Raw genomic sequence first — 22655 nt, forward strand, 5'->3', positions numbered from 1 at the left:
CCGGCGTCAATCGAGCTTGATGCCGGCCTCGCGGATCAGCTTGGTCCAGCTCTCGTATTCGGAGGCGACGAAGGCGTCGACCTTATCGTCCGGCAGATCCCACACCTCACCGCCGCTCTTCTCGAAGCGGTCCTTGAGTTCGGGCAGCGAGGCGCGGATTTCCCGGCGCAGCTTTGCGATCACCTCCGGCGGCGTCTTGGCGGGCGCGAAGATCCCGAGCCAGGAATCGACATCGAGGCCGGATACGCCGGCTTCCGACATCGTCGGCACATCGGGCGCGAGCGGGCTGCGCTTCGACGACAGCAGCGCAATGCCTTTCGCCTGGCCCGACTGAACGTAAGGGAGCCCGGCAGCGTTCGAATCGAAAAACAGGTCGATGCGGCCCGCGAGCAGATCGGTGAAGGCCGGCGGCGAACCCTTGTAGGGCACTTCCAGGAATTTCACGCCCGCGGCCTTCATGAAGGCGGCGGCGACCAGATGCTGGCCGGTGCCGACGCCGGCGGTCGCCACCGAGATCGAGCCCGGGTTGGCCTTTGCCGCGGCGACAATATCTTGTAGCTTGCCATGCGGCAGATCCTTGCGGCCGACCATGACGTAGCCGAACTTGTAGATCAGCGCTACCGGCACGAAATCCTTGCGCGGATCGTAGGCGAGTTTGGAATACAGCGCCGAATTGAAGGCCATGTTGGAGAGCCCGCCGACCACCAGCGTGTAGCCATCCGGCTCGCTCTGGCTTGCCGCCTGCGTGCCAACAACCGTGCCGGCGCCCGGCTTGTTCTCGACAACGAAGGCCTGCCCCATCCGCTTCGACAGCGCGTCCGCCAGCTGCCGTCCGACCAGATCGTAGCTGCCGCCGGGACCGATCGGGACGATGATCTTCACCGCACGATCGGGGTAGCCGCCCTGTGCGTGCGCTGCGGCAATACCCAACACGAGGCATGCGAGCATCCACGTCAACGAGCAGCAAATTCGGTTCATTGCATTCCCCCTGTGGCAACGGCCAGCGACTGGCTCTTTGCCGCAACTATGCGGTATGCCGTCCCTGTCGGCAACGCGGATGTAGCCATCGAACGGCCAGTACCGTAGCCTTGTGCCAGCGACATAATGTCTGGATCGATATGGCCCGCAAGACCAAGCGCCTCTTCACCATCGGTTATGAGCAGACGCCGGCGAAGGCGGTACTCGACGAGCTGGAAGCCGCCGGCGTCAAGCTTCTGGTCGATGTACGCGCAGTGGCGGCGTCGCGCCGGCCGGGCTTTTCCAAGAATCAGCTCGCGGCCGGCCTCGACGAGCGCGGCATTTCCTATCTGCACCTGAAGGGGCTGGGCACGCCGAAGTCCGGCCGCGAGGCGGCGCGCAGCGGCAAGTTCGGTCTCTTGCACAGGATCTATTCGGCGCATCTGAAGACGGCTCAGGCGAAGGAGGAGCTCGACGAGTTGTCGGCGCTGGTGAAGAAGTCAGGTCCGATCTGCATTCTCTGCTACGAGCGAGATCATACGCATTGTCACCGGCAATGGATCGCCGAGATCATCGAGGATCGCGACGGCGTGAAGGTGGAGAATCTCGTCGCGCCGCAGGTGTAGCAGCCGTCATTGCGAGAAGCGTAGCGACGAAGCAATCCATTCTCTCTGCATTTGCCGCGCGATGGATTGCTTCGCTTCGCTCGCAACGACGGGGTGACGCCATCGTGCCTCAGCGCTCGCCCGCCAGCCGGAACGTTCCTTCCATCATCTTCACGCTGCTGCCGCCGACGTGAATGGACGCGATGGCGCCGTTCTGCTTGCGGACGCGGGTCAGCAACAGGCTCGGCCGGCCCATGTCGACGCCCTGCCCGATCCGCAATCTCAGCTCGCCATCCCTGATGTCGTCGAGGTCGGCGAGCAGTGCTGCGGCGGCGGCCGTCGCGCTGCCGGTCGCGGGATCTTCTGATAGCCCGCTGGCGCCGGGATGGAACATGCGCGCCTGCAAGTCGCACGGCCTCTCACCGACTGACACATCACGCGTGTAGAAGTAGACCGCATCGCTGCCGTCGCACGGGAAGATGTTTGCAAACGCCGCAGCATCGGGCCGCGCCCGTCGCAACGCCTCGCGCGAGGCTAGCTCAACCGCAACGAACGCCAGCCCCACCGAGATGACCTGCGGCGGATGCCGGTCCGTTCTCACATCGCTCGCCGACAGCGAAAGCAGAGCCGCAGCCTGCTCGGCGCTGACATGCGACATCCGCTTCAACGGCTGCGGCGCGGTGAATTCGGTGCTGACGACCTTGCCGTCCTCGGTCACGATCTCGACCGGCACGAGCCCTGCCCCCTCCTCGAACAACAGCCGCGCCGGCGGTTTTTCCGCCAGCGTCGCCAGCACGAAGGCGGTGCCGACATTGGGATGACCGGCGAAGGGTATCTCCCGATTCACGGTGAAGATGCGGACCTGCGCGTCGTGTGCGCGATCGGCCGGCGGCAGCACGAAGGTCGTCTCCGAATAATTGAATTCTCTGGCGATCGCTTGCATCTGTTCGGTCGACAGCCCGCCGGCATCGAGCACCACGGCGAGCGGATTGCCGCCGAAGGCGCGATCGGTGAAAACGTCCACAGTGATGTAACGCCGCTGCATGTCGATACTCCCCTATCCCAACCGCCACACGGCCATCGGCCGCTCATAGCCTCTGACCTCGACCTCGCCGAGCGAGACGGCATCGCCGCACGCCTCACCCAGCGCGTCGCGGACCGCTTCCGAGATCAGGAATTGCGAGTTGAAATCCTTGTTGAGCGCTTCGAGCCTCGAGGCAAAATTCACGGTGTCGCCGATCACGGTGTATTCCTTGCGCCGCGGCGAGCCGATATTGCCGGCGACCACTTCGCCGAGGTGAATGCCAATGCCGATGCGCAGCGGCCAGCTCGTCTCCTCATTGATCCTTGAATTGGCTTCCAGCATCTCGCGCGCCGCAGCGACTGCCCTGTGCGCGGGGTCCGGCGCATGGAGCGGCGCGCCGAACAACGCCAAAAATCCGTCGCCCAGAAACTTGTTCACGATGCCGCCGTGGCGATCGAGGATCTCCACCAGCACCGCGAACGCACCGTCGAGCCTATCAACCACTTCCTGCGGCGTGCGTGTGCGCGCGCCTGCGGTGAAGCTGCGGAAATCGACGAACATGACGGCAACGCGGCGGATGTCGCTGTCGGTTCGCGTACCTTCCGCCATCAGGCGTTCCACCACCTGCGGCGAGACGTGCTGGCCGAACAGGTTGGTGATGCGGTCGCGTGCCGTGGCGGCCCTGATGCTCTTTTCGAATTGCCGCCGCAACTGATGCCCGACCGCGCCGGCGAGCACGCCGCCGATCAGGAGGATCAGGCTGCGCGCGGCATGATAGAAGACGTTTGGCTCCTGGCCGGGGTCCGGATGATAGAACAGCGCCATCGCAAGCAGCTGCGCCGCCGCGACGAAGCCGGTGAAAGTTGAGAGCCAGAAATCCAGCCGTAGCGTGGAGAGGATGATGAAGATGAAATAGGTCATCGGGACCACGAAACCGAGTGCGGCTACGGATCCCATGCTGTTGATGTGCAGGGCCAGCGCAACCGTCGGCATCGAGGTTTCGATCAGCGCGCCGAGATAGCGCCTGAACAGAGGCAGGTCGCGGCCCTCCCGCATATGCCGGGTGATCGCCCCATGCACCCACAGCTCGAACAGGATGAACGGCACCATCACCGAATAGAGATAGTGCGGCTTGAGATTGCCGTGCCAGACCTGACTCACCTTCTCGGGCGCGAACAAATAGACGGTCCAGAGAATGGCGGACAGCAGGACGGTCGTCGCAATCAGCGTTTTGATCCGGAGCAGCTCGGTCGCCATCACTTCCTGCGTCAATGCGCGCTGGAAGTCGGGCGAGACCGCCAGCTCTTTCCCGTCTTTCTTCTTGCCCCAGAACCCTGCCATCGCCTTACCTGTTGCCGGCCTTCCGTCTATCGCACTCAAGCCGCGTCCGTCTCAGCCGTCATTGCGAGCGAAGCGAAGCAATCCACGCCGCCGCTTGCGGTGAGATGGATTGCTTCGTCGCTTCGCTCCTCGCAATGACGCGGCACACTCTCCACCGACTACTTGCTGCGAGCATTTATACTCTCAGTCCAGTGTGCGACGGAAGCGCGTTACGGCGATCGTCATCGCCACCAGCATCAGTGCAATGAGTGCAATCGTGTCGTACTGCAGGTTGGAAGGCGCCGCGCCCTTCAGCATGATGGCGCGGACGATGCGGATGTAATGGGTCAGCGGCAGCGCCTCGCCAAGATATTGCGCCCAGACCGGCATGCCCGCGAACGGAAACATGAATCCGGACAGGAGAATGCTGGGCAGGAAGAACATCATCGACATCTGCATCGCCTGCAACTGGTTCTGCACGATGGTGGAGAAGGTGTAGCCGATCGACAGGTTGGTGGTGATGAACAGTGTCGTCAGCGCCGCCAACAGCACCACGCTGCCGAGGATCGGCACTCCGAACAGCAGGACCCCAATGCTGACGATCAGCGTGGCCTGGACGAAGCCGACGATCACGTAAGGAATGATCTTGCCGAACATCACCTCCACCGGCTTGATCGGCATCGACAGCAGGCTCTCCATGGTACCGCGCTCGATTTCGCGCGTCACCGACAGCGCAGTGAAGATCAGCATGGTCATGGTGAGGATGGTGCCGACCAGGCCGGGCACGATGTTGAGCCGCGACTCTGCCGCCGGGTTGTAGCGGGCATGCGCCCTGATCTCGAACGGCATCTCAGGCGGATCGCCGATGTGGAGGTCATGCGCCAGCGCGGTCTGCACCAGGGCACCGAGCGAGCCGAGCGCAGAGCCGGCCGCGACCGGATCGGTCGCGTCGGCGGCGACCAGCAGCGCCGGACGGTCGCCGCGACGCACCGCACGCTCGAAGCCGCGCGGGATCTCGACCCCGAACAGCACCTTGCCGGACTGCAGGAGATCGTCGAATTCGGCGACGCTGTGCACTTCGCGGGTGAAGCGGAAGTAGCTGGTATTCTCCATCGCCTTCAGCACCGAGCGCGCCAGATCGCTGTCCTCCTGTACCAGCACCGCCGTCGGCAGATGGCGCGGCGTGGTGTTGATGGCATAGCCGAACAGCAATAGCTGCATCACCGGGATCATCACGATCATCGCGAACGACACCCGGTCGCGGCGGAGCTGGATGAATTCCTTCACAAGCATCGCATAGCTGCGGCGCCAGAAGCCGAAGCCCGGCTCCGGCACGTCGCGATTCTGCCCGGCAACGTCGGTCACACTCATTGGAAATTGTCCTTTGAGCGGTTCATGAGATCGATGAACACGTCTTCCAGCGACGGCTCAGAGTCCTCCCAGCGCCATCCCCTCCTGTCGCGGTAAGGCGCAATCGTCGCTTCGAGCGCGGACTTGTCACGCCCCGAGACGTGCAGGCTGGTGCCGAACGGGGCTACCATGTCGATGCCCGGCTTGCCGGTGAGTTCGGCCGCAAGCCCGTTGAGGTCGTCGCCCGAGACGGTCCAGGTCGACAACGCCGACTTCGCGATCACCTCGTCCACCGTGCCGTGCGCCAGCAGATGGCCGTAGGCGATGTAGGCGATCTCGTGGCAGCGCTCGGCCTCGTCCATGTAATGAGTCGAGACCAGCACCGTCAGCCCTTCGGCGGCGAGCGCGTGGATCTCGTTCCAGAAATCGCGCCGCGCCTTGGGATCGACGCCGGCGGTCGGCTCGTCCAGCAGCAGCAATTGCGGATTGGGCAGCGTGCAGGCGCCGAGCGCCAGCCGCTGCTTCCAGCCGCCGGAAAGCTCGCCGGCGAGCTGCTCCTCGCGGCCGTTCAGGCCGATCCGCTGGATCATGTCGCGAGCGGCGCCGCGCGCGTCGCGCAGGCCGTACAGCCGCGCGACGAATTCGAGATTCTCGCGCACCGACAGATCCTGATACAGGCTGAAGCGCTGCGTCATGTAGCCGACCTGGCGTTTGATCTTGTCGGCGTCGCGGCGGATGTCGTAGCCGAGGCAGGTGCCCTCGCCGGCATCCGGCGTCAGCAAGCCACAGAGCATACGGATGGTGGTGGTCTTGCCGGAGCCGTTCGGGCCGAGGAAGCCGTAGATCGAGCCGCGCTTCACCTGCATCGAGAGATCATGCACGACCTCGCGGCCGCCGAACGATTTTGAAAGACCTTCGACATTGATGGCAATGTCGGGTGCAGATGCGGGCGCTGCATTCATCGCTTGACCGCCACCGGCGTCCTTGGATTGAGGAACACGCTGATCGGCTGGCCGACACGCAAGGCATCAGGCCGGCTCGGTCGCGCCTGGATCAGGTAGACCAGCTTGTTGCGCTCATCGAGGCTGTAGATGACCGGCGGGGTATATTCCGCCGTCGTCGCGATGAAATAGATCTTCGCGGTGAGATCGGCCGCGCAATTGTCGCAGGTCACCTTCACCTCGTCGCCGATCGAAAGTTTTGGCAATTCCGTCTCCGGCACGAAGAAGCGGACCTTCATGTTGCCGGGCGGCATGATCGACAACACCGGCCGCTGCGCCTGCACCATCTCGCCTTCGCGGAAATAGATCTGCTGGATGGTGCCGCCGACCGGCGCAAACCCGCTGCGCCGCGCTAGCCGGGTCTGCGAGGTATTGACGCGGGCTTCCGCGACGCGCAACGCCGAGGTCGCCGAATCGAGGTTCGCCTGCGTGCCGGAGCCGGTCTTGCTCAGCGACGCGGCGCGGTCATAGGTCTGCTGTGCATTGGCAAGCGTCGCCTTGTTCTGATTGAGGTCAGCCTGCTGCAAATCGTCGTCGACGGTATAGAGGGCATCGCCGGGCTTGACCTCGTCCCCCTCCCGCACGTTGAGTTTGGTGACGCGGCCGCTTTCGTCGGGGCTGACGAAGATCATGTCGGCCTCGACCCAGCCCTGAAAGCCCGGATCCCTGCGCTCCTTGCAGCCGGTGAGAACGGCGGCCAGTGCCAGCGCGGCCAGGATCGTTATCGTTCGCGACGAAGTCATGCCGTTCTCCGTTCGCCAAAAATCAGATCGAGATGCACCCGGAACATCGCGATTGCATCCAGTGGCGCGTGTCGGCCGAAAAGACTCTGCCAGATCACGGCGATCAGCGCGGGCGCCACCATGATCTGAGGAAATTGCGCCAGGTTCTTTTGCTTGATCTCGCCGCTGTTGATGCCGAGCTCGATCAGCGCGCGCATGCCGGAGAGACCGCGCGTCACCACCTCGCGGTAATAGAAGTCGGCCACCGCCGGAAACCGCGGCCCTTCGGCCACGATCAGGCGCACGAGATCGCCGCGCCGTGTGCTCGCAACCTCCTTGATGAAACTTTGCGCGAACATCTCCACCATGTCGCGAACCGATGCGCCCGGTGGCGGCGGCGTCGAACTGAGGCGGACAACCAGCGGAACGATGGCGGTGCGGATCAGTTCCTCGAACATCGATTCCTTGTCCTTGAAGTGCAGGTAGATCGTGCCCTTGGCGACGCCGGCGCGCTTGGCGATGTCATCGAGCCGCGTTGCCGCAAATCCACGCGCAATGAACTCGTCCATCGCCGCCTCGATGATGGCGCCGCGCCGTTCGGCGGCGCGTTCGGCGCGGTTCGAGACGGGCCTGGAAGCGGGTTTGGGCTTCGAGGCAGCCGGCGCCCTCGCCTCGGCCCGGCGATTGGCCGGCTTAGGGCGTGATTTCCTAGCGGTTTTGGTGGCTTCATTTGTCATGCCCCATATATGACTGACTAGTCAGTCATAGTCAATCTGGATCCGCAAGCGGCCTTTCACATGGGCGTGACCGAAATCGGCGTGCCCCCGATCGCGCTGCCGTTTAGAGGATTTTGCGGGGCGTCGAGGGAGCGTCATATGCCGCATTTGTGGGGGTATCCGATGATCTGCGGCCCACCCCCGTCATTGCGAGCCAACGGGTCGGCGCGAAGCGCCGCCCGATGACAGGCTCCGCGAAGCAATCCATCTTTCCGCATGCGAGTTGACAATGGATTGCTTCGCCGCGCTCGCAATGACGGTGGATATAGTTTCGCGATCTCGCGACGCACCGCGCCCGAGGTTTGCATCTGACGTCCTCTCCCCTCCAAATGAGAGGGTGCAGGGAATGCCGGGTGCTCGCCGCACCCGCGGTCTCGTGTGCAATGTGTGGATAGAAATGTGCACACGAGCATACAGGTACAGCCGGAGCAGTCCGGCATTCCCTGCGCAATGGTTTGACGGCTTATGCCGTGTTCTCCCCGGAGCCGAATTCCTCTGGCCTCCGTCACTGCCGGCTTGATGACCAACTCGATCCGGTTGGATCAGATTAGTCACCGGCAGCTTGGCACCAGCCACGGGTGTCAGGACCACACGGTTTTGCCGTACGCAACCCGTCTTCGCCAAGAGGCTTCGCCGGGCTTGGTACCCGTCCGACGAGCGTTAGCGAAGGCGGAAGCAAGCGCCGTTCATCTTGTGCACCGCTGGTCGCTCATGAGGTTCACTCACCCTGCGATCACCTGCGCACCGACGCCCTCGCGTCCACCGCATCTCGTCCCGCGTTCGTGACGACCGCGATACGCCCCTCTTGCCGGGACGAGACGCGCGGAAATTGCCGCTGATTTGGGTGCGAGGGAAAGCAGTATATTTTTGCGCCGACGACTGGACGACCCAAATCAGTTTGAATCTGCACAACAAATTAGTTTTCTGGCGCAAACGGGTGACCTCCGCGCACGCGGCCAGGATGGGGCTCGGCGAGAGGTCATGACGCACACACACCATTCCTGACACCTTCATGTCACCGACATCGCCGCAACTTCCGATGGGCCACCGCCTCCGGCACGTCATCGGACTTGAATTGGCCGCGATGACACCCGCATTATCTGCGTTAGGGGTGCCGAGCCAGAGCGCCCTCATTTGGGAGGATTTGAAATGAAAGCATTCACGTTGGGTGCGGCGATCACGCTTGCGTTTTCCGCCGCCGCCTATGCGCAGGCACCGACCTGGACGGTGCCGACCGAAAGCCAGCGCTGTCCGTCGAAATGGGGCGCGGCCGACGAGCGCGGTTCGGCCAATCATCAGAAGCCGGCGGCGGTGCTGAACGCCGCCAAGCTGATCAAATCAGGCGAGGTGATCGAGCTGGCGCACGTGCTCGGTCCCAGCATGGCGTTCTTTGGAACGCGGCGCTTCGACGTGCATACCAAGCGTACCTTCATGAACCAGTTCTCCAACATGCGCGGCTCGAACGAAGAGATCGTCATCACCGAGCTCGGACAGGTCGGCACGCAGTTCGACGGCTTCGCGCACCAGACCCACCTCAATAGCTGGTACAATTGCCAGAAGGTCGACGAGAACGTCGACCGCACCGCGTTCAAGAAGTTCGGCATCCATAATGTCGGCGCGCTGTTCACGCGCGGCGTCCTGATCGACGTCGCCGCCTTCAAGGGCGTCGAGATGCTGGAGGACAATTACGAAATCACCGTGGATGATCTCGAAGGCGCGCTGAAAAAGCAGAACCTGACGCTGCAACCCGGCGACGCCGTGATCATCCACACCGGCTGGGGCAAGCTCTACGGCAAGGACAATCCGCGTTACGTAAAGTCCTGTCCCGGCATCGGCGTGCAGGCCGCGCTTTGGCTCGCCACGAAGGACCCGATGCTGCTCGGCGCCGACAACTGGCCCGTCGAGGTCGCGCCCAATCCCGACAAGCAATTGTCGCTTCCCGTGCACCAGATCGCGCTGGTGGTGAACGGCATTCACCTGTTGGAAAATCTCAAGCTCGATGAGCTCGCGCAGAAAGGCGTCGGCGAATTCGCCTTTGTGATGCAGCCCCTGAAGATTCAGGGCGGCTCGGGCTCCACGGTCTCGCCAATCGCGGTGAGGTAAAAGTAGCAAGTAAGCCCGCATGAGCGAAGCGATATGCGGGGCGGTAGGCTCCGCATATCGCGTTGCTCATGCGGGCTACGCTCTGTCAAACCAGATCGTGCAAATCGACATAGACAGCGTCATCGTGCGTTAACGATGCGGGAAAGGGTCTCCTTAAGGTTGCGCCTGGATAATGGTTTCGCCATTGTCGCAAGAGTTCCGCATGAATCGCACACGCCCCTCCATTATGACTGCGCTGTTCTGGGCTTACTGGGATTTGTGCCATGTGCTGCGAAAGGCCTGGCGGCCGGCCCTGTTCGCCTATCTGATCCTTTCGGTCGGGAGCGTTGCGGCGGCGGTTGGGGAAGCTGCTGACCTATGATCCGCTCGGCCAGGCAGCTATGCGGCTGGCAATCCTCGTCGGACTTTGTTTCCTGCTGACGCCGTTTCTGCTCGCGGTCCACCGGCTTGTGCTCCTCGGCGAGGAGGAAACGCGATATGATTTCAAGCCGTCCAGCCCGCGTTTTCAATTGTACTTCGGCTGGCTCGCAGTGACTGTTGTTCTTATGAGTTTCCCATCCACCCTAGGTACGCTCGCGGAGGCGAAGAATCCTGTCTATTACTTCGATCGACCTCCCCTCGATCTTTATTCGCCGATCGTAGCCGCTGCGCGCATCGTCGCCTGGCTCATGGTCCTGCAGCTCCTCGTGCTGTTTCCGGCAGTGGCCGTCGATGCCCCCGGAGCCGGCTGGCAAAATGCGATCCGCGATACACGCAATCATATCTGGTTTGCCCTTGCAGTAACGATCCTGCCGTTCATTCCAATCGGATTGCTCGGCCTCGCGGTAATCTCCTTGTTGCAGGCCTGGGTTTGGGCGACCCCGCGGACCCTGACCGGAGTGGTCGCAAGCCTGCTGTGGCTCGGCACTATGGCCCTTGTTGCATCGACACTCGCTGCCGTGATCGCGTCACGCCTCTACCAGGTCATCGGCGACAGGCTGAACACGCCGTTGCGATAAAGGGCGCACGCCCACGCCTTCCAGCCTCGCCCTATCCGGAAGTAGGCTGGCCAATATCTTCATCTTTGTTACAGTTGCGCGCGGCTCGCCGTTCATTCTTTGATTGTAACGGCAGGTTGATTGCACGCTACAAGGAGAGACGCAAATGGGCAGGTTCTCTTGGCGGTTTTCTTGGCAGTGGTGGCCACGGAGCAAGAGCAAGAACGAATCCGCTGACGATGCGGAGCTTTCATTTAAACGATTCAAAGGCGGCGATCGGCGCCAGGTGCTGCAGGCACTCTCCGCGATGGTCGGCGGCGGCGCCCTCGCCGCGGTGTCACAATCGGCCGAAGCGAAAGATGCGAGCGAACTGCCGCCGCCGAAGCGGGCGCTGACGGGCCGCAATGAGGCCGGCAAGTCGGTGTTCAAGTCCTTCGAGGTCACGTCCAAGGTGGTGGAGATCGATGCCAACCCGGGACTGACCTTCTACGAACTCTACAGGACGGAGGGCGTGCCTGCCCTCACCGGCCTGGAGCCGGATCCGATGCTGCCAGGGACGAAAGGCTTTCCCGGCCCGGGCGGCACGATATTCCGGCTGATTTCATATCCGCCGAAGCGCCCCGAAGGCTACAAGCCGCCGCCGGATGTCACCTTCGAGAGCGGCTTGCGAGAATTGTCGGAAAAGCTTCCCGGCATGGGCGACCATTTCGAACGCGACACCCCGGGCATGCACACCACCGACACCATCGATTATGGCGTTGTGGTTCGCGGCGAGATGACGCTGGAATTGGACGATGGCGAGAAGGTGCATCTGCGCCAGGGCGATTGCATCGTGCAGAACGGCACGCGGCATCGCTGGCGCAATCCGTTGCCGGAGCCGTGCCTGATGGCCTTCGTCTCGCTTGGCGGCAAGCGCGGCTGAGGCCGTATCCGACCAAGGCCTAATGGTACGGGACGGTCGGCGGTATCATCATAGGTTGCCGCCGCAAGGCCCTCGCCCGATTGATGGGAAAAAGAAGGGGTGACTGCATGACGTCAGACGGAGTTGCCTTAGCCGCCATCGTCATCCTGCTTTTTCCGATGGGTTATTTCTTTCTGGCCTCGCCCGCCTTTCTGCTGGTGAAGCTCGACATCCCGCCCGTCACCCAATTGTTACGCGGCATGTTCAATGCGCATTTCCTGATGACGAGCATTGCAGGCGTGATCGGGACGCTGGTTTTTGCGGCAACCGGCCGGCCGGGTTTCGCCATTGGCATCGGCTTGATCACGGCGTTCGCGGTCTGGTCGCGGCGCTGGTTTCTGCGGCAGTGGGATGTCCAGCTCAACGCCAGGGACGCCGGCGATGCCGATGCGGTGCGCCGGCTGCGGCGGCTGCATTGGGGCGGCATGCTGTCCAATGCGGTGCAGCTCGTCGCCGTCGTCGGCAGCATTCCTTATGTCAGCGCGACGTCGGGCTAGCGCATATTCTCCGACGCGGAAAAAATCCGGTTGCATTCTGCGTTAACTCGCCCGCAGGTCATCAAGAGCGCTCAAAATTTCATCGATGCGCCAATGTGTCCCGACCTGCGCGGGTGGCAGTGACTGAGCGATGCGGTACGCTCCCAAAAAACAGGGAGGAATCATGTCCGCGAAATTCAATCGCCGTCACTTCATCGCCGCCGGTGCGGCCGCCGCCGCAATGCCGTTGCTCGCGCGCGGCGCATCGGCGCAAGCTGGGTGGCCGTCGCGAAATATCCGCATGGTCGTCAGCTATCCGGCGGGCGGACAGACCGACCTGCTGGCGCGCGCTTTCGGCGATTTCATCTCCCGGCAGGTTGGAAAAACCGTCGTCATCGAAAACAAGGCGGGCGCCTCCGGCTCGATTGGTGCTGCGGAAGTCGCGCGCGCGGAAGGAGATGGCCACACCATCCTGTGCTCGATCTCGACTACCTACGTCATGAACCGGGTGATGATCAAGAACCCCGGCTACGACATGGACAAGGATTTGACGCTGGTCAGCATCATCCCCGGCGCCGGGCTATTGCTGGTCGCGAGCCTGGCGTCCGGCGTCAAGACGCTGGACGATTTCGTCGCGTTCGCGCGCAAGAAGGGCCAGGTGAATTTCGGCACCTATAGCGCGGGCTCGGCGCCGCACATGACCATCAACGAACTTAACAAGCAGTATGATCTCAAGATCGAGCCGATCCACTACCGGGGCGAAGCGCCGATGTGGACGGGACTGCTGGACGGCACGCTCGATGTCGCGATGGGCAGCTACACCGCCGCGCAGTCCGTGCTGCAGGGCGACAAGGGCGTCGTATTCGCAGTGCATTCGAAGAAGGTCGACGCGATCCCCAACGTCAAGACGCTGCCCGAACAGGGCGCGACATCGAAGTTCTTCACCATCAGCGGCTTCACCGGCTGGGCGGTGCCGAAGGCGACGCCGCAACCGATCGTCGACCGGCTGTCGGAACTCTTCGTGGCGGCCAATGCCGATCCGAAGGTGAAGGAGGTTCTCTCCACTTTCGTGCTGGATCCCGCGCTCGGCTTCAAGGAAAGCAATGCTCTGTATCAGCGCGAATTGCCGACCTGGATCGAGAGCGCCAAGGCGCTCGGCCTGGAGCCGGCGTAGCGGATCAGCCCTGCGCTTCTCACTTCGCGAACGGGTTCACCCAGCCTCCCCGCCCCGCCGGCGCGCGCGGCGGATAGGCGGCTTCGAGATAGTTCAGCACCTTGTCGCGATCCTTGTCGTCGAGCGGCGGCATGTTGTGGCGGCGGATCATCAGGTTGATGGAATCCTCCCACTGCGCGCGCGTCATGCCCTGCTGCGCCACCAGGCGAAAACCGTGGCAGGCGGTGCAGGCATAAAAGGTCTCATCGCGCCCGGCGCCTGCGGCAAACTCCTCCGGGCTTTCGTCGCGCGGCGTAAAAGTTGTTTGCGCGATGGCCGGCGCTATCCAGAGCACGCCGGCCACCGCGAGGCAGGTGAAACGAACCATCATCCCACCAGCACGGCGATGCGGTGCATGGCGTTGCCGCCATAACCTTGCGGATTCCAGAAGCCGGCCAGATGCGGCTGCATCGCGCCTCTGGAATCGGTGGCGCGCGCCCAGATCTCGAAATAGCCGTCGGTCGGCAGCTTGACGGTCGCGGTCCAGCGTTGCCAGTCATATTTGTTCTTCGGCTTCTCCAGCGTCGCCCGCTGCCAGCTCGCGCCGAAATCGAGCGAGACGTCGACCTGCTTTACCGTGAGATCGCCGGCCCAGGAAGCGCCCCGCAGCTTCAGCTCCTTGGTGCCGGCCGCGAACTTGGCGCCGTTCGCGGGATTGGTGATGATCGAGCGCACCGGCATCGATTCCAGAATGCGGAAATTGGCCGGATCGCCCTTGTCGCCGGGCACCATCGGCTTGATCGGGGTGCGATAGGAAAATTCCGTCATGCCGGGGCCGTCATGCTCGCGGTCGCGGATGGTGATGCGGGTCAGCCATTTCTGCGAGGCCGAGCCCGCCCAACCCGGCACGACCAACCGCACCGGCCCGCCATGGATGTTCGGTAGCGGCTTGCCGTTCATGCCCCACACGATCAGGGTGTTCGGGTCCATCGCTTTTTCGATGCGCACCCCGCGCGAGATGGTCGGCTTGCTGGCGTCGCCCGATAGATGCAGGTCGGCGGCATAATGCGCGGTATATTTCGCGCTCGGCTTCAGGCCGGCCTTCTTGAGGAGATCGGCGAGCGGCACGCCGGTCCATTCCGCGCAGCCCGCGCCGCCATTGCTCCACTGGTTGCCGCGCGCCGGCGGGGAGAACGCCCCGCGGCCGTTGCCGCCGCATTCCAGCACCATGCGCCGCGTCACCGCCTTGTATTTCGATTTCAGTTCGCCGAGCGTGATCTCGATCTTGTTGTTGACCTCGCCATCGATGGTGATCTTCCAGGCGTCGGGATCCTTCGCCTCTTCCGGAATCTGCCCGTTGTTGCGGATGTAGAACTTTTCGATCGGCGTGGTGTCGTCGTCGAGCAGGCTTTCCGGCGTCTCGGCGACCAGCGGCTTTTCACCGAGCACGACGAGCCCTTCGTTCTTGCCGGGATACTTTAGATATTGCGGTCCCTTGGCCGCCGCAGGAGCCGCGGCAGGCCCGGCCTGCGCATGCGCTTGCGGAATGCCGACGCCGTCGCGCGACAGCGGCATCACGGCGCCCAGTGCCGCCAGGCCTGAACCGCCCAGAAATCTGCGCCGGCTGGTTTCGAAATGACTGCCATCAGCCACATTGCCTCCGGTTTCCCGCGCCATGACGTCCTCTCCCTTTATTGCCCGCTCCCGGGCTTTCTTGGCCGGACTTCCCTTCGGGAATCCAACTGGGAAGAGTATTTGCGCTTTGCGGTCGCGCCGCAAGACGTCAGGGAAGCCGAGGCGCCAGCGCGGGAAGCCTCTGCACTCCTCCCTGCCCTACACTAGCGCATGTCGGGCAACGTCTAGCGAAGCTCCATTCTCATGACGTGGGTTTCATAGGCCTGATCGGCGATCACAAAATCCGCAGTACCAACCTTGTGAAAGCCGTGCCGAAGATAGAAGCCGATCGCCCGGCGGTTCTCGGCGGCGACCGTCAGCCAGACGCTGTCACCACCCAGGCTCCGGCAGTGCTCCAGAGCGCGGCGCAGCAGCGCGCCGCCGCGTCCGCCCGACTGGTGACGCGGTTGAACATAGAGGGTCTTGATTTGCAGCGGCGAGCAGCCGGCCAGCGGCGGCGAGGCCGTTGAACAAACCGTCACGAAGCCGTCAATTCCTATCTGGTTTTCCGATACAAAGATCGCCAGCTCGGGATCGCCGATCCCGCTTCGGAATTTTTGCGCCGTGAATTCCGCGAGAACATAGTCCGCAAAGAACGCGCTTACGCCATTGCGGAGATACGTGTTCAACCAGACCTCGATGCTCACCGCAGCCAGACTGGAGGCATCCTGTTCTTCAGCCTTCCTGATCATGCCGGCCCACGCTCTGAAAATTTCGGCGCGCCGATCCCGCTGAACGGCATTCGCCGACATCGCCATGAGCCCGGCGCTCGCGCCGGGCTCCGCCGCATCGAAGGGAAGAGCTCAGCTCTTGCGGGCCTTGCTGAGCAGATAGTTGTCGTAATAGTTTTCCGCGATCTGCGTGTAGAACAGCACTTCCTTCATGTAGGCGTCGTGGCTCTCTTTCGTCTTCTTGAACAGCGGGCTCTTCTCGGCGATCTCGTTCAGATGGTCCTGGGTCGCCTGATAGCAGGCCTCCATGACCGGCTGCGGAAATGCGCGCAGCTCCGCCCCACCCGCGACCAGCCGCTTCAGCGCGGCCGGGTTGACGCTGTCGTATTTCTCGGTCATCCACGCGCCGGCTGCGGCGCCGGCCTGGTTGAGGATCGCCTGGTACTGCTTGGGCAGCGCGTTCCACTTCTCCTCATTCACCACCATGTGCAGCATGGCGCCGCCTTCCCACCAGCCGGGGAAGTAGTAGTATTTTGCGACCTTGTAGAAGCCGAGTTTTCGTCGTCATAGGGGCCGACGAACTCCGCGGCATCGATCGATCCCTTCTCCAGCGCCGAATAGACCTCGCCGCCCGCGATCTGCTGCGGCACGATGCCGAGCTTGGCCAGCACATGGCCACCCATGCCGGCGATGCGGAATTTGAGGCCCTTGAGGTCGTCGACCGTCTTGATCTCCTTGCGGAACCAGCCGCCCATCTGCGTGCCGGAGTTGCCGCACAGGATCGCATGCGCCTTGAACGGCTTCAGCGCTTCGTTGCAGAGCTCGGCGCCGCCGCCGAAGCTCCACCAGGAGCCCTGATGGCGATGGTTCATGCCGAACGGCGCGCCGGTGGCGTAGGCCAGCGCCGGCTCCTTGCCGATGTAGAAATAGAGTGGCGTCTGCGCGACCTCGACGGTCGCGGTGCTCACGGCATCCAGCGCCTGCAGGCCGGGCACGATCTCGCCGGCCGCAAAGGTCTGGATCTGGAATTTGTTGTCGGTGGCGTCAGCCACGTATTTCGCAAAGGTCTGCGCCGTGCCGAAGATGGTATCGAGCGACTTCGGAAAGCTCGAGGTCAGGCGCCATTTGATCTCTGGCGAGCCTTGGGCGATCGCCGGTGCCGCCACCAGCGTCGCCGCGCCGACGACGGCGCCACCTTTGAGGAACGTACGGCGTTTCATGATGTGCTTACTCCTTCGATTGCAGTCCATTGCCAGGGGCAAAGGGCCTTCCGGGACCGCTCGTTCCTCACCATAGCGAACTTCGGCGCGTGCGTGGAAGCGCTACGTTGCCCGTGAGGGGGTGAATGTCGGGACTTGCTCGGCAAAAAGTCCCCTTCCTCGCACCCCCCAGCCAGATCCGTCCGGCATCGGCGGCAATTTGTCCCTCGACACCGCATATGAACCTTGCGAAAATTTTCAAAGATGCGACCACCCCCCAGGGAAGGCGGACATGCTTGTCGGTAGGCATCTTGTCCTCAGACTTGCATTGCCCGCAACTTCGATTGTGGAGTTGTGACTTTGTCTGCCAGGCAGACAGCAGGCCGTAAATCGTCCCTTCGAAGTGCCGGCGATGTACTGGCAGCAATCATCATCACCGGTCGCAGAGACAGGTAGCGTCGTCTATCGGCGCATCGTCCGATAGCTGCCCTGCCGTATCAGAAAAAGCGGAGACCTGCCATGATTAGTATCGAAGAAGGTCCGAGCAAGCTGGTTCTGAAAGCTGGCTCGACCACGCTTACGTTCGACAAGGATTCCGGCAAGGCGACACTGCAGCGAAAAATGTTGCTGTGGAACAAGACACCCGTCGAGTTTGCGCTCTCCGAAATCGACGACATTGCGGTGAAGTCGGACGTAGACGGTCTCTCAGGCGCGGCTATCCATCACAGCGTCATGCACAGACGTAATGGCGAGATCACCGTCCTGACAACCGAGGAAGCCAGGGACGCTGCCGAGACGGTCAGAAAACTCCGTGGATTTGTCGGACTGTAAGTTTCGGGAGCAGGCGGTTGCGGCTCGAACACGGCGTACTAGCTGTGAAACTTGAGGCCGGCGACGATCTTGTCGATCACCTTGCGCTCGGTGCGCATCCCGATCGCGACTTTCGTAGTGACACCTGCAAAGCCAAGGCGTAGTTTTCCGGCGCGCTGATCGGTTGGCAAAAACAGCCTGATCGGAAGAGTCCCTTGAGGACCGCCGACGGCAGATCAGAAGATCACGTGCCATCTGCACGACGGCGAGCTGACCTAGCGCCCAATCGCGAGGTCGCGGGAGGCAGCTACAGGCAAGCGCAAATGGGGGGTCTCTCGAAGAGGAGGAACTTCCATGAAACTTCGCACAACCCTTGTTCTTGCGGTCGCACTTGCCGGCGTCGTCATCATGGTTTCCACGCGCATCGCAGCCGCTGAGCCCACCGGCAAGATCACCATCCTCTACGACGCTTTCGGCACCGATGCGGCGATGAAAAAGGATTGGGGCTTCTCCGCGCTGGTGGAAATATCGGGCAAACGAATCCTGTTCGACACAGGCAACGACCAGGACATCTTCGCAGCGAACATCAAGGCGAAGAACGTTGACCTCACCAGCATCGACTTCGTGGTTCTGTCACACCGCCACTCCGATCACATGGCTGGGCTGAACCATGTGCTGAGCGTAAATCCGACGGTGAAGATCTACGCGCCCAGGGAAGGATTCGGAATTTATGGCTCGTCGCTGCCATCGACCTTCTACCGGAAGGATGAATCCTTACCGGAGGAGATGCGCTATTACGACGGCAAGCCACCGGAAGTCATGAAATTTGGCACCGCCTGGCAGCGGGCCAATATCGAGCCGATCGACAAGACAACGGAAATTGCCCCCGGCATTACGTTGATTGCACTAGTGTCCGACGCCCCCGGCACGAGGGAGCTCAAGGAGTTGTCGCTGGCCGTCAACACCGCGGACGGCGTCGTGCTCGTGGTCGGCTGTGCGCATCCGGGGATCGAAAAGATCGTCGAGGCTGCGACAACCATCAATCCCAGAATTCGCTTGATCGCCGGCGGGTTCCACCTCGTCGTCGCCTCGGACGAGACCATTGCCAAAGCCGTGGCAGCGCTCAAGGACACGTTCAAGGTAGAGAATATCGCTCCGGGCCACTGCACCGGCGAGCCGACATTTGCAGCATTGAAGCGGGCTTACGGTGATCGATACCTTTATGCGGGTGTCGGCACTTCGTTGCCGTTGGGACCAGGCGTGGGCTCTGTTGGGCGACGTGGCGAGGGACCGGCAATCCAGGAGGATGATCTGGCCACCTATCGGAGGCTGGCCCAACGGGAAGACCCGTTCGGTATCCTGCGGGCACGGCAGCAAAGAACGAGGCTTTCGCATCTCTAACCGTGAACAACCCATGCATCAGAGCGACCTCTGCCGATCGCTGTAAATGATCGCTCTACGCGCTAGCTGTGAAACTTCAGCCCGTCGACGATCTTGTCGATCACCTTGCGCTCGGCACGCATCGCGAGCCCGACCAGGTTGAGCTCGGCGCGGATCACCGTGCTGACCACCTCGCGGTTGGCGGCGTCATGCGTGGTCTTGAACATGTCCTCGGTATAGACCGCGGGCGTGACGTTGCGCGCCAGCGGCCGCTCCAGCGCGCGGGACAGTGCCGGGCGGTCCGCGCCGTAGATCAGGATCGGCTGGCCGATCAGCGACAGATATTTGGTGCCCGATGCGTCGCCATAGGGCTCGCCGATACATTCGGGAAAGGCTGCGGCAATGCCGCCGGCCAGGAAGGAAGCGACGTTGAGCTTCTGCCAGGCTTCGAGATCGGTCCGGATCACGACCGCGATCTTGGTGTCGAATTGCATGAACTTCCCCAAAAAGACTCAGGCTCTCATTCGGCCGGCATTCTGTGCCAACCGAAGGCAGCCTCTATCATTACTGCTATTCACTGCTGCCGGCGATACTCGGCCGGCGTGACGTTCATGTGCCGGCGAAAGACCCGGTTGAGATGGCTCTGATCGGCGAAGCCGCTCAGAAGCGCGATCTCCTTGAGCGGCAGACGATCTTTACGCAGATGCTGGCACGCCCGTTCCACCTTGCGTTTCAAGACATAGGCATGCGGCCGGGTTCCGTAATGCGCCTGGAATTTGCGCGCGAACTGAACCGACGTGCAGTTGCAGATGCCAGCCAATTCCTCGAGCGTGATGTTCCGGAAGATGTTTTGTTCGATGTAGTCTTCGATCAGCCGCGCATGGGCTGGCCTGAAACGTCCCTGCGCGCAGGGCAACTTGAACTGCACAGAGGCGTATTTTCGCAAGATGTGCACGTTGGCCTGAAGCGCCAGCGCATCGTAGCAGAGCCGCCCACCCGGCCCTCCCGTGGCCACCTCCTGAACCATTTGATCGCTGATCCAGGCCAGTACCGGATCTTCTGCGCGCACCAGGTCATGCAGTTCAACGCGCTCCGCGTCACGGTCGAAGGCGTCGCTTGCCGTCTTCATCATGAGCGCGGGCGAGATGTAGAAATGAGACACTTCAATATCGTGGCGCCATACCCAGTTCGAAGGCTCCGCGCGCGTCAGCAATGTCGTCACGCCACGGCCGACGTGATCCTGCTTCCATGGCCCACTCACGCGACGGTTCATGGAAGTCGCGCCTTCGCGATAATTGACGATCAGATAATTCTCCGCCCCCGGGACCAGGATCTCGGACGGCGCGTAGCGGAACACCCTCACGCGAAATTCCGGCATGCCTGTCGCCACGCTGTCCAGCTTGAGTTCGCCGCCGGCGTATTGCGGAAGCTCCTCCACCGTGATCAATCGGCCCATCGCGTATCTCCCGCATCTGGAATTTGGGGCGGTTGACCGCTCTATTCCTTGGCCAGACGGCGCCGGCGAGCATACGACCGTTTTGCAATTTGCCAAGAGCCATTGCAGACGGCTTTCCAACCCCCGCCATTTCGTTCAAAGGAATGCGGAATTCATCCAAGCCGCGAACGCAGGACGGCCATTAGCTTCCTCGTCCAACACGGATAAGAGCAGGCAATTCAGAAGAGACGCGCACCTGAAGCGTCCAGCCGCCAGTTCTGCCGTGAACGATAACTAGACGCGCCGTCCGTCTCGCGACGGGCGAACGACGTCGCGTGTCTTTCAGCAACAAATGCCAATGGAGGGAAGCATGACGCAAGCAGCCACAGAGTCACGTGGAGGTAACGGGAAGCAGAAGATGGCGACGTTCGATGCCGTGGTCATCGGAGCCGGTGTCGCCGGCCTTTATCAACTGTACCGTCTGCGCGAGCAGGGATTGAACGTGAGAGTAATCGAATCCGCCTCCGGCGTTGGCGGCACTTGGTATTGGAATCGCTACCCAGGCGCGCGTTTCGATTCGGAAGCTTATATTTATCAATATCTCTTCTCCGAAGAGCTCTACAGGGGATGGAGCTGGAGCGAGAAATTCCCCGGTCAACCCGAAATCGAGCGTTGGCTGAATTACGTCGCCGACCGCCTCGATCTTCGCAAGGACATTCAGTTCGATACCACCGTCGAGCGCGCGCATTTCGACGAGGCAACGCAGCGTTGGACGATTTTGACCAACGCGGGCGATACGATCGACGCCCAATTCCTCATCACCTGCTGCGGCATGCTCTCGGCCCCCCTGACGTCAAGATTTCCGGGACAGGAGACGTTCAAGGGTCAGCTATTCCATACGGCGCGCTGGCCCAAGGAGGGCGTCAGTCTTGCCGGCAAGCGCGTTGGCGTGGTGGGCAACGGGGCGACCGGCATCCAGGTCATCCAGACGATCGCCAGCGACGCGGGTCATCTGAAGGTCTTCATCCGCACGCCGCAATACATCATCCCGATGAAGAATCCCAAATACAGCGCTGCCGACGTCGATGCCTACAAGGCGCGATTCCAGTTTTTCACCAAGCAGCTGCCGAGTACATTCACCGGCTTCGAGTATGATTTCGAGCACGCTTGGGCCGATCTCACGCCCGAGCGTCGCCGCGAGGTCCTTGAAGCATGCTGGAACGATGGTTCCCTGAAGCTGTGGCTCGCCTCCTTCGGCGAGATGTTCTTCGACGATGAGGTCAACCGGCAGATATCCGAATTCGTGCGCGAGAAGATGCGCGCGCGGCTGCAGGATCCGAAGCTGTGCGAACTGCTCATTCCGTCCGCGTCCGACTACGGTTTTGGAACGCATCGCGTGCCGCTGGAGCAGAGCTTCCTGGAGACCTTCCATCGTCCCAATGTCGAGATCGTCAGCGTCAAGACCAATCCGATCGAGCGCGCGACCCCTGATGGCCTTCAGACGGCGGACGGGACCGTCCACGAGCTGGACGTCATCATTCTGGCAACCGGGTTCGACGCCGGAACGGGTGCGTTGACGCGCATCGACATCCGCGGCCGGGGTGGAAGGGCATTGAAAGACGAATGGAGCGCGGATATCCGCACCACCATGGGCCTGCAGATTCACGGCTACCCGAATCTGTTCACGACTGCCGTGCCGCTCGCTCCCTCGGCCGCCCTGTGCAATATGACGACGTGCCTGCAGAAGCAGGTCGAGTGGATCGACGACTGTATCAAGTACCTGCGCAGCCGGAATCTGAAAGTCATCGAGCCGACAAAGGATGCGGAAGACCAATGGGTAGCGCATCACGACGAGACCGCCAATGCGACACTCATTGCGAGGACCAGTTCCTGGTATCTCGGCTCGAACGTCGAAGGCAAACCGCGGCGGGTGCTGTCCTACACCGGCGGTGTAGGTACCTATCACCAGAAATGTAACGAGGTCGCCGCGAACGGCTACCCGGGCTTCACCATGCAATGAGCGCGGCGCCGCCAGGCGTCGTGACGACGGTGCGCGCGACC

The 22655-nt window shown here is 62.1% G+C and carries 23 protein-coding genes and 1 pseudogene; 10 read left to right on the forward strand and 14 right to left on the reverse strand.

Annotated features, from left to right (window positions below; translation table 11 throughout):
- Positions 1 to 6 precede the first annotated feature (6 nt).
- Positions 7 to 978 carry a Bug family tripartite tricarboxylate transporter substrate binding protein gene (locus AC0QUY_RS09935; protein ID WP_475386707.1) on the reverse strand — a complete coding sequence of 324 codons (972 nt, stop codon included), beginning with the start codon at positions 976 to 978 and terminating at the stop codon, positions 7 to 9.
- A gap of 140 nt (positions 979 to 1118) precedes the next feature.
- On the opposite strand from AC0QUY_RS09935, the gene AC0QUY_RS09940 reads away from it, so the two are divergent.
- Positions 1119 to 1583 carry a DUF488 domain-containing protein gene (locus AC0QUY_RS09940; protein WP_161853746.1) on the forward strand — a complete coding sequence of 155 codons (465 nt, stop codon included), beginning with the start codon at positions 1119 to 1121 and terminating at the stop codon, positions 1581 to 1583.
- A 109-nt stretch (positions 1584 to 1692) separates the two neighbouring features.
- Here AC0QUY_RS09940 and AC0QUY_RS09945 read toward each other — a convergent pair whose 3' ends face one another.
- From AC0QUY_RS09945 to AC0QUY_RS09970, 6 genes are all read right to left on the reverse strand, one after another.
- The gene (locus AC0QUY_RS09945; RefSeq protein WP_475386708.1) at positions 1693 to 2607 is read right to left on the reverse strand and encodes a PhzF family phenazine biosynthesis protein; all 915 of its coding nucleotides are present in this window, start codon (positions 2605 to 2607) and stop codon (positions 1693 to 1695) included.
- A gap of 12 nt (positions 2608 to 2619) precedes the next feature.
- Complete coding sequence (locus AC0QUY_RS09950) at positions 2620 to 3927, reverse strand: adenylate/guanylate cyclase domain-containing protein (RefSeq protein ID WP_475386709.1); 1308 nt, start codon at positions 3925 to 3927, stop codon at positions 2620 to 2622.
- A gap of 183 nt (positions 3928 to 4110) precedes the next feature.
- Entirely contained in the window at positions 4111 to 5277 is a 1167-nt protein-coding gene (locus tag AC0QUY_RS09955; RefSeq protein ID WP_475386710.1) for an ABC transporter permease, read from the reverse strand.
- Positions 5274 to 6218 carry an ABC transporter ATP-binding protein gene (locus AC0QUY_RS09960; RefSeq protein ID WP_475386711.1) on the reverse strand — a complete coding sequence of 315 codons (945 nt, stop codon included), beginning with the start codon at positions 6216 to 6218 and terminating at the stop codon, positions 5274 to 5276. Before AC0QUY_RS09960 ends, AC0QUY_RS09955 begins: the two co-directional genes overlap by 4 nt.
- A complete protein-coding gene (locus AC0QUY_RS09965; RefSeq protein ID WP_161853741.1) occupies positions 6215 to 7000 on the reverse strand; it encodes an HlyD family secretion protein in 786 nt (261 codons plus the stop codon). Before AC0QUY_RS09965 ends, AC0QUY_RS09960 begins: the two co-directional genes overlap by 4 nt.
- A complete protein-coding gene (locus tag AC0QUY_RS09970; RefSeq protein ID WP_475386712.1) occupies positions 6997 to 7716 on the reverse strand; it encodes a TetR/AcrR family transcriptional regulator in 720 nt (239 codons plus the stop codon). The genes AC0QUY_RS09965 and AC0QUY_RS09970 overlap by 4 nt, the downstream gene beginning before the upstream one ends.
- Positions 7717 to 8904: 1188 nt before the next feature.
- On the opposite strand from AC0QUY_RS09970, the gene AC0QUY_RS09975 reads away from it, so the two are divergent.
- The 6 genes from AC0QUY_RS09975 (at position 8905) to AC0QUY_RS10000 (ending at position 13446) form a co-directional block, all read left to right on the forward strand.
- Positions 8905 to 9858 carry a cyclase family protein gene (locus AC0QUY_RS09975; protein WP_475386713.1) on the forward strand — a complete coding sequence of 318 codons (954 nt, stop codon included), beginning with the start codon at positions 8905 to 8907 and terminating at the stop codon, positions 9856 to 9858.
- Positions 9859 to 10060: 202 nt separating this feature from the next.
- Positions 10061 to 10219, forward strand: coding sequence for a hypothetical protein (locus AC0QUY_RS09980; RefSeq protein ID WP_475386714.1), 159 nt, complete (start codon positions 10061 to 10063; stop codon positions 10217 to 10219).
- On the forward strand, positions 10197 to 10856 hold the full coding sequence (locus tag AC0QUY_RS09985; RefSeq protein WP_475386715.1) for a hypothetical protein: 660 nt from the start codon (positions 10197 to 10199) through the stop codon (positions 10854 to 10856). Before AC0QUY_RS09980 ends, AC0QUY_RS09985 begins: the two co-directional genes overlap by 23 nt.
- Positions 10857 to 11001: 145 nt before the next feature.
- Positions 11002 to 11757 (forward strand): cupin domain-containing protein, encoded by a 756-nt coding sequence (locus tag AC0QUY_RS09990; RefSeq protein ID WP_475386716.1) that lies wholly within the window; start codon positions 11002 to 11004, stop codon positions 11755 to 11757.
- A 107-nt stretch (positions 11758 to 11864) separates the two neighbouring features.
- Positions 11865 to 12293, forward strand: a complete 429-nt coding sequence (locus AC0QUY_RS09995) for a hypothetical protein (protein WP_475386717.1) — start codon at positions 11865 to 11867, stop codon at positions 12291 to 12293.
- Positions 12294 to 12456: 163 nt separating this feature from the next.
- On the forward strand, positions 12457 to 13446 hold the full coding sequence (locus AC0QUY_RS10000) for a Bug family tripartite tricarboxylate transporter substrate binding protein (RefSeq protein WP_475386718.1): 990 nt from the start codon (positions 12457 to 12459) through the stop codon (positions 13444 to 13446).
- Between the two features lie 19 nt (positions 13447 to 13465).
- Here the strand turns inward: AC0QUY_RS10000 and AC0QUY_RS10005 are convergent, their stop codons facing one another.
- The 4 genes and pseudogenes from AC0QUY_RS10005 to AC0QUY_RS10020 form a co-directional block, all read right to left on the reverse strand.
- Positions 13466 to 13813 (reverse strand): hypothetical protein, encoded by a 348-nt coding sequence (locus tag AC0QUY_RS10005; protein ID WP_475386719.1) that lies wholly within the window; start codon positions 13811 to 13813, stop codon positions 13466 to 13468.
- A complete protein-coding gene (locus tag AC0QUY_RS10010) occupies positions 13813 to 15102 on the reverse strand; it encodes a sulfite oxidase (RefSeq protein ID WP_475386720.1) in 1290 nt (429 codons plus the stop codon). The genes AC0QUY_RS10005 and AC0QUY_RS10010 overlap by 1 nt, the downstream gene beginning before the upstream one ends.
- 182 nt (positions 15103 to 15284) lie before the next feature.
- Positions 15285 to 15857, reverse strand: a complete 573-nt coding sequence (locus AC0QUY_RS10015) for an N-acetyltransferase family protein (protein ID WP_475386721.1) — start codon at positions 15855 to 15857, stop codon at positions 15285 to 15287.
- 45 nt (positions 15858 to 15902) lie between these two features.
- A pseudogene (locus AC0QUY_RS10020) lies at positions 15903 to 16990 on the reverse strand (TRAP transporter substrate-binding protein).
- A 498-nt stretch (positions 16991 to 17488) separates the two neighbouring features.
- On the opposite strand from AC0QUY_RS10020, the gene AC0QUY_RS10025 reads away from it, so the two are divergent.
- Positions 17489 to 17800: a hypothetical protein gene (locus AC0QUY_RS10025; protein ID WP_161853733.1), complete on the forward strand. Its 312-nt coding sequence runs from the start codon at positions 17489 to 17491 to the stop codon at positions 17798 to 17800.
- Positions 17801 to 17838: 38 nt separating this feature from the next.
- Here the strand turns inward: AC0QUY_RS10025 and AC0QUY_RS10030 are convergent, their stop codons facing one another.
- Positions 17839 to 17970, reverse strand: coding sequence for a hypothetical protein (locus tag AC0QUY_RS10030; protein ID WP_475386722.1), 132 nt, complete (start codon positions 17968 to 17970; stop codon positions 17839 to 17841).
- Positions 17971 to 18133: 163 nt separating this feature from the next.
- On the opposite strand from AC0QUY_RS10030, the gene AC0QUY_RS10035 reads away from it, so the two are divergent.
- The gene (locus tag AC0QUY_RS10035) at positions 18134 to 19180 is read left to right on the forward strand and encodes an MBL fold metallo-hydrolase (RefSeq protein ID WP_475386723.1); all 1047 of its coding nucleotides are present in this window, start codon (positions 18134 to 18136) and stop codon (positions 19178 to 19180) included.
- A 62-nt stretch (positions 19181 to 19242) separates the two neighbouring features.
- Here AC0QUY_RS10035 and AC0QUY_RS10040 read toward each other — a convergent pair whose 3' ends face one another.
- Positions 19243 to 19653, reverse strand: coding sequence for a DUF2000 family protein (locus tag AC0QUY_RS10040; protein WP_475386724.1), 411 nt, complete (start codon positions 19651 to 19653; stop codon positions 19243 to 19245).
- Positions 19654 to 19733: 80 nt separating this feature from the next.
- On the reverse strand, positions 19734 to 20615 hold the full coding sequence (locus tag AC0QUY_RS10045; protein ID WP_475386725.1) for a helix-turn-helix domain-containing protein: 882 nt from the start codon (positions 20613 to 20615) through the stop codon (positions 19734 to 19736).
- A 349-nt stretch (positions 20616 to 20964) separates the two neighbouring features.
- Here AC0QUY_RS10045 and AC0QUY_RS10050 point away from each other — a divergent pair, with 349 nt between their 5' ends.
- Positions 20965 to 22614, forward strand: coding sequence for a flavin-containing monooxygenase (locus AC0QUY_RS10050; RefSeq protein ID WP_475386726.1), 1650 nt, complete (start codon positions 20965 to 20967; stop codon positions 22612 to 22614).
- Positions 22615 to 22655: the final 41 nt, after the last annotated feature.

It is taken from the genome of Bradyrhizobium sp. WYCCWR15520 (assembly GCF_056174665.1).

Coding starts and splice junctions, on each gene's coding strand:
- AC0QUY_RS09935 (WP_475386707.1), bottom strand. CDS start 978: ATGAACCGAATTTGCTGCTCGTTGACGTGGATGCTCGCATGCCTCGTG.
- AC0QUY_RS09940 (WP_161853746.1), top strand. CDS start 1,119: ATGGCCCGCAAGACCAAGCGCCTCTTCACCATCGGTTATGAGCAGACG.
- AC0QUY_RS09945 (WP_475386708.1), bottom strand. CDS start 2,607: ATGCAGCGGCGTTACATCACTGTGGACGTTTTCACCGATCGCGCCTTC.
- AC0QUY_RS09950 (WP_475386709.1), bottom strand. CDS start 3,927: ATGGCAGGGTTCTGGGGCAAGAAGAAAGACGGGAAAGAGCTGGCGGTC.
- AC0QUY_RS09955 (WP_475386710.1), bottom strand. CDS start 5,277: ATGAGTGTGACCGACGTTGCCGGGCAGAATCGCGACGTGCCGGAGCCG.
- AC0QUY_RS09960 (WP_475386711.1), bottom strand. CDS start 6,218: ATGAATGCAGCGCCCGCATCTGCACCCGACATTGCCATCAATGTCGAA.
- AC0QUY_RS09965 (WP_161853741.1), bottom strand. CDS start 7,000: ATGACTTCGTCGCGAACGATAACGATCCTGGCCGCGCTGGCACTGGCC.
- AC0QUY_RS09970 (WP_475386712.1), bottom strand. CDS start 7,716: ATGACAAATGAAGCCACCAAAACCGCTAGGAAATCACGCCCTAAGCCG.
- AC0QUY_RS09975 (WP_475386713.1), top strand. CDS start 8,905: ATGAAAGCATTCACGTTGGGTGCGGCGATCACGCTTGCGTTTTCCGCC.
- AC0QUY_RS09980 (WP_475386714.1), top strand. CDS start 10,061: ATGAATCGCACACGCCCCTCCATTATGACTGCGCTGTTCTGGGCTTAC.
- AC0QUY_RS09990 (WP_475386716.1), top strand. CDS start 11,002: ATGGGCAGGTTCTCTTGGCGGTTTTCTTGGCAGTGGTGGCCACGGAGC.
- AC0QUY_RS09995 (WP_475386717.1), top strand. CDS start 11,865: ATGACGTCAGACGGAGTTGCCTTAGCCGCCATCGTCATCCTGCTTTTT.
- AC0QUY_RS10000 (WP_475386718.1), top strand. CDS start 12,457: ATGTCCGCGAAATTCAATCGCCGTCACTTCATCGCCGCCGGTGCGGCC.
- AC0QUY_RS10005 (WP_475386719.1), bottom strand. CDS start 13,813: ATGGTTCGTTTCACCTGCCTCGCGGTGGCCGGCGTGCTCTGGATAGCG.
- AC0QUY_RS10010 (WP_475386720.1), bottom strand. CDS start 15,102: ATGGCGCGGGAAACCGGAGGCAATGTGGCTGATGGCAGTCATTTCGAA.
- AC0QUY_RS10015 (WP_475386721.1), bottom strand. CDS start 15,857: ATGGCGATGTCGGCGAATGCCGTTCAGCGGGATCGGCGCGCCGAAATT.
- AC0QUY_RS10025 (WP_161853733.1), top strand. CDS start 17,489: ATGATTAGTATCGAAGAAGGTCCGAGCAAGCTGGTTCTGAAAGCTGGC.
- AC0QUY_RS10035 (WP_475386723.1), top strand. CDS start 18,134: ATGAAACTTCGCACAACCCTTGTTCTTGCGGTCGCACTTGCCGGCGTC.
- AC0QUY_RS10040 (WP_475386724.1), bottom strand. CDS start 19,653: ATGCAATTCGACACCAAGATCGCGGTCGTGATCCGGACCGATCTCGAA.
- AC0QUY_RS10045 (WP_475386725.1), bottom strand. CDS start 20,615: ATGGGCCGATTGATCACGGTGGAGGAGCTTCCGCAATACGCCGGCGGC.
- AC0QUY_RS10050 (WP_475386726.1), top strand. CDS start 20,965: ATGACGCAAGCAGCCACAGAGTCACGTGGAGGTAACGGGAAGCAGAAG.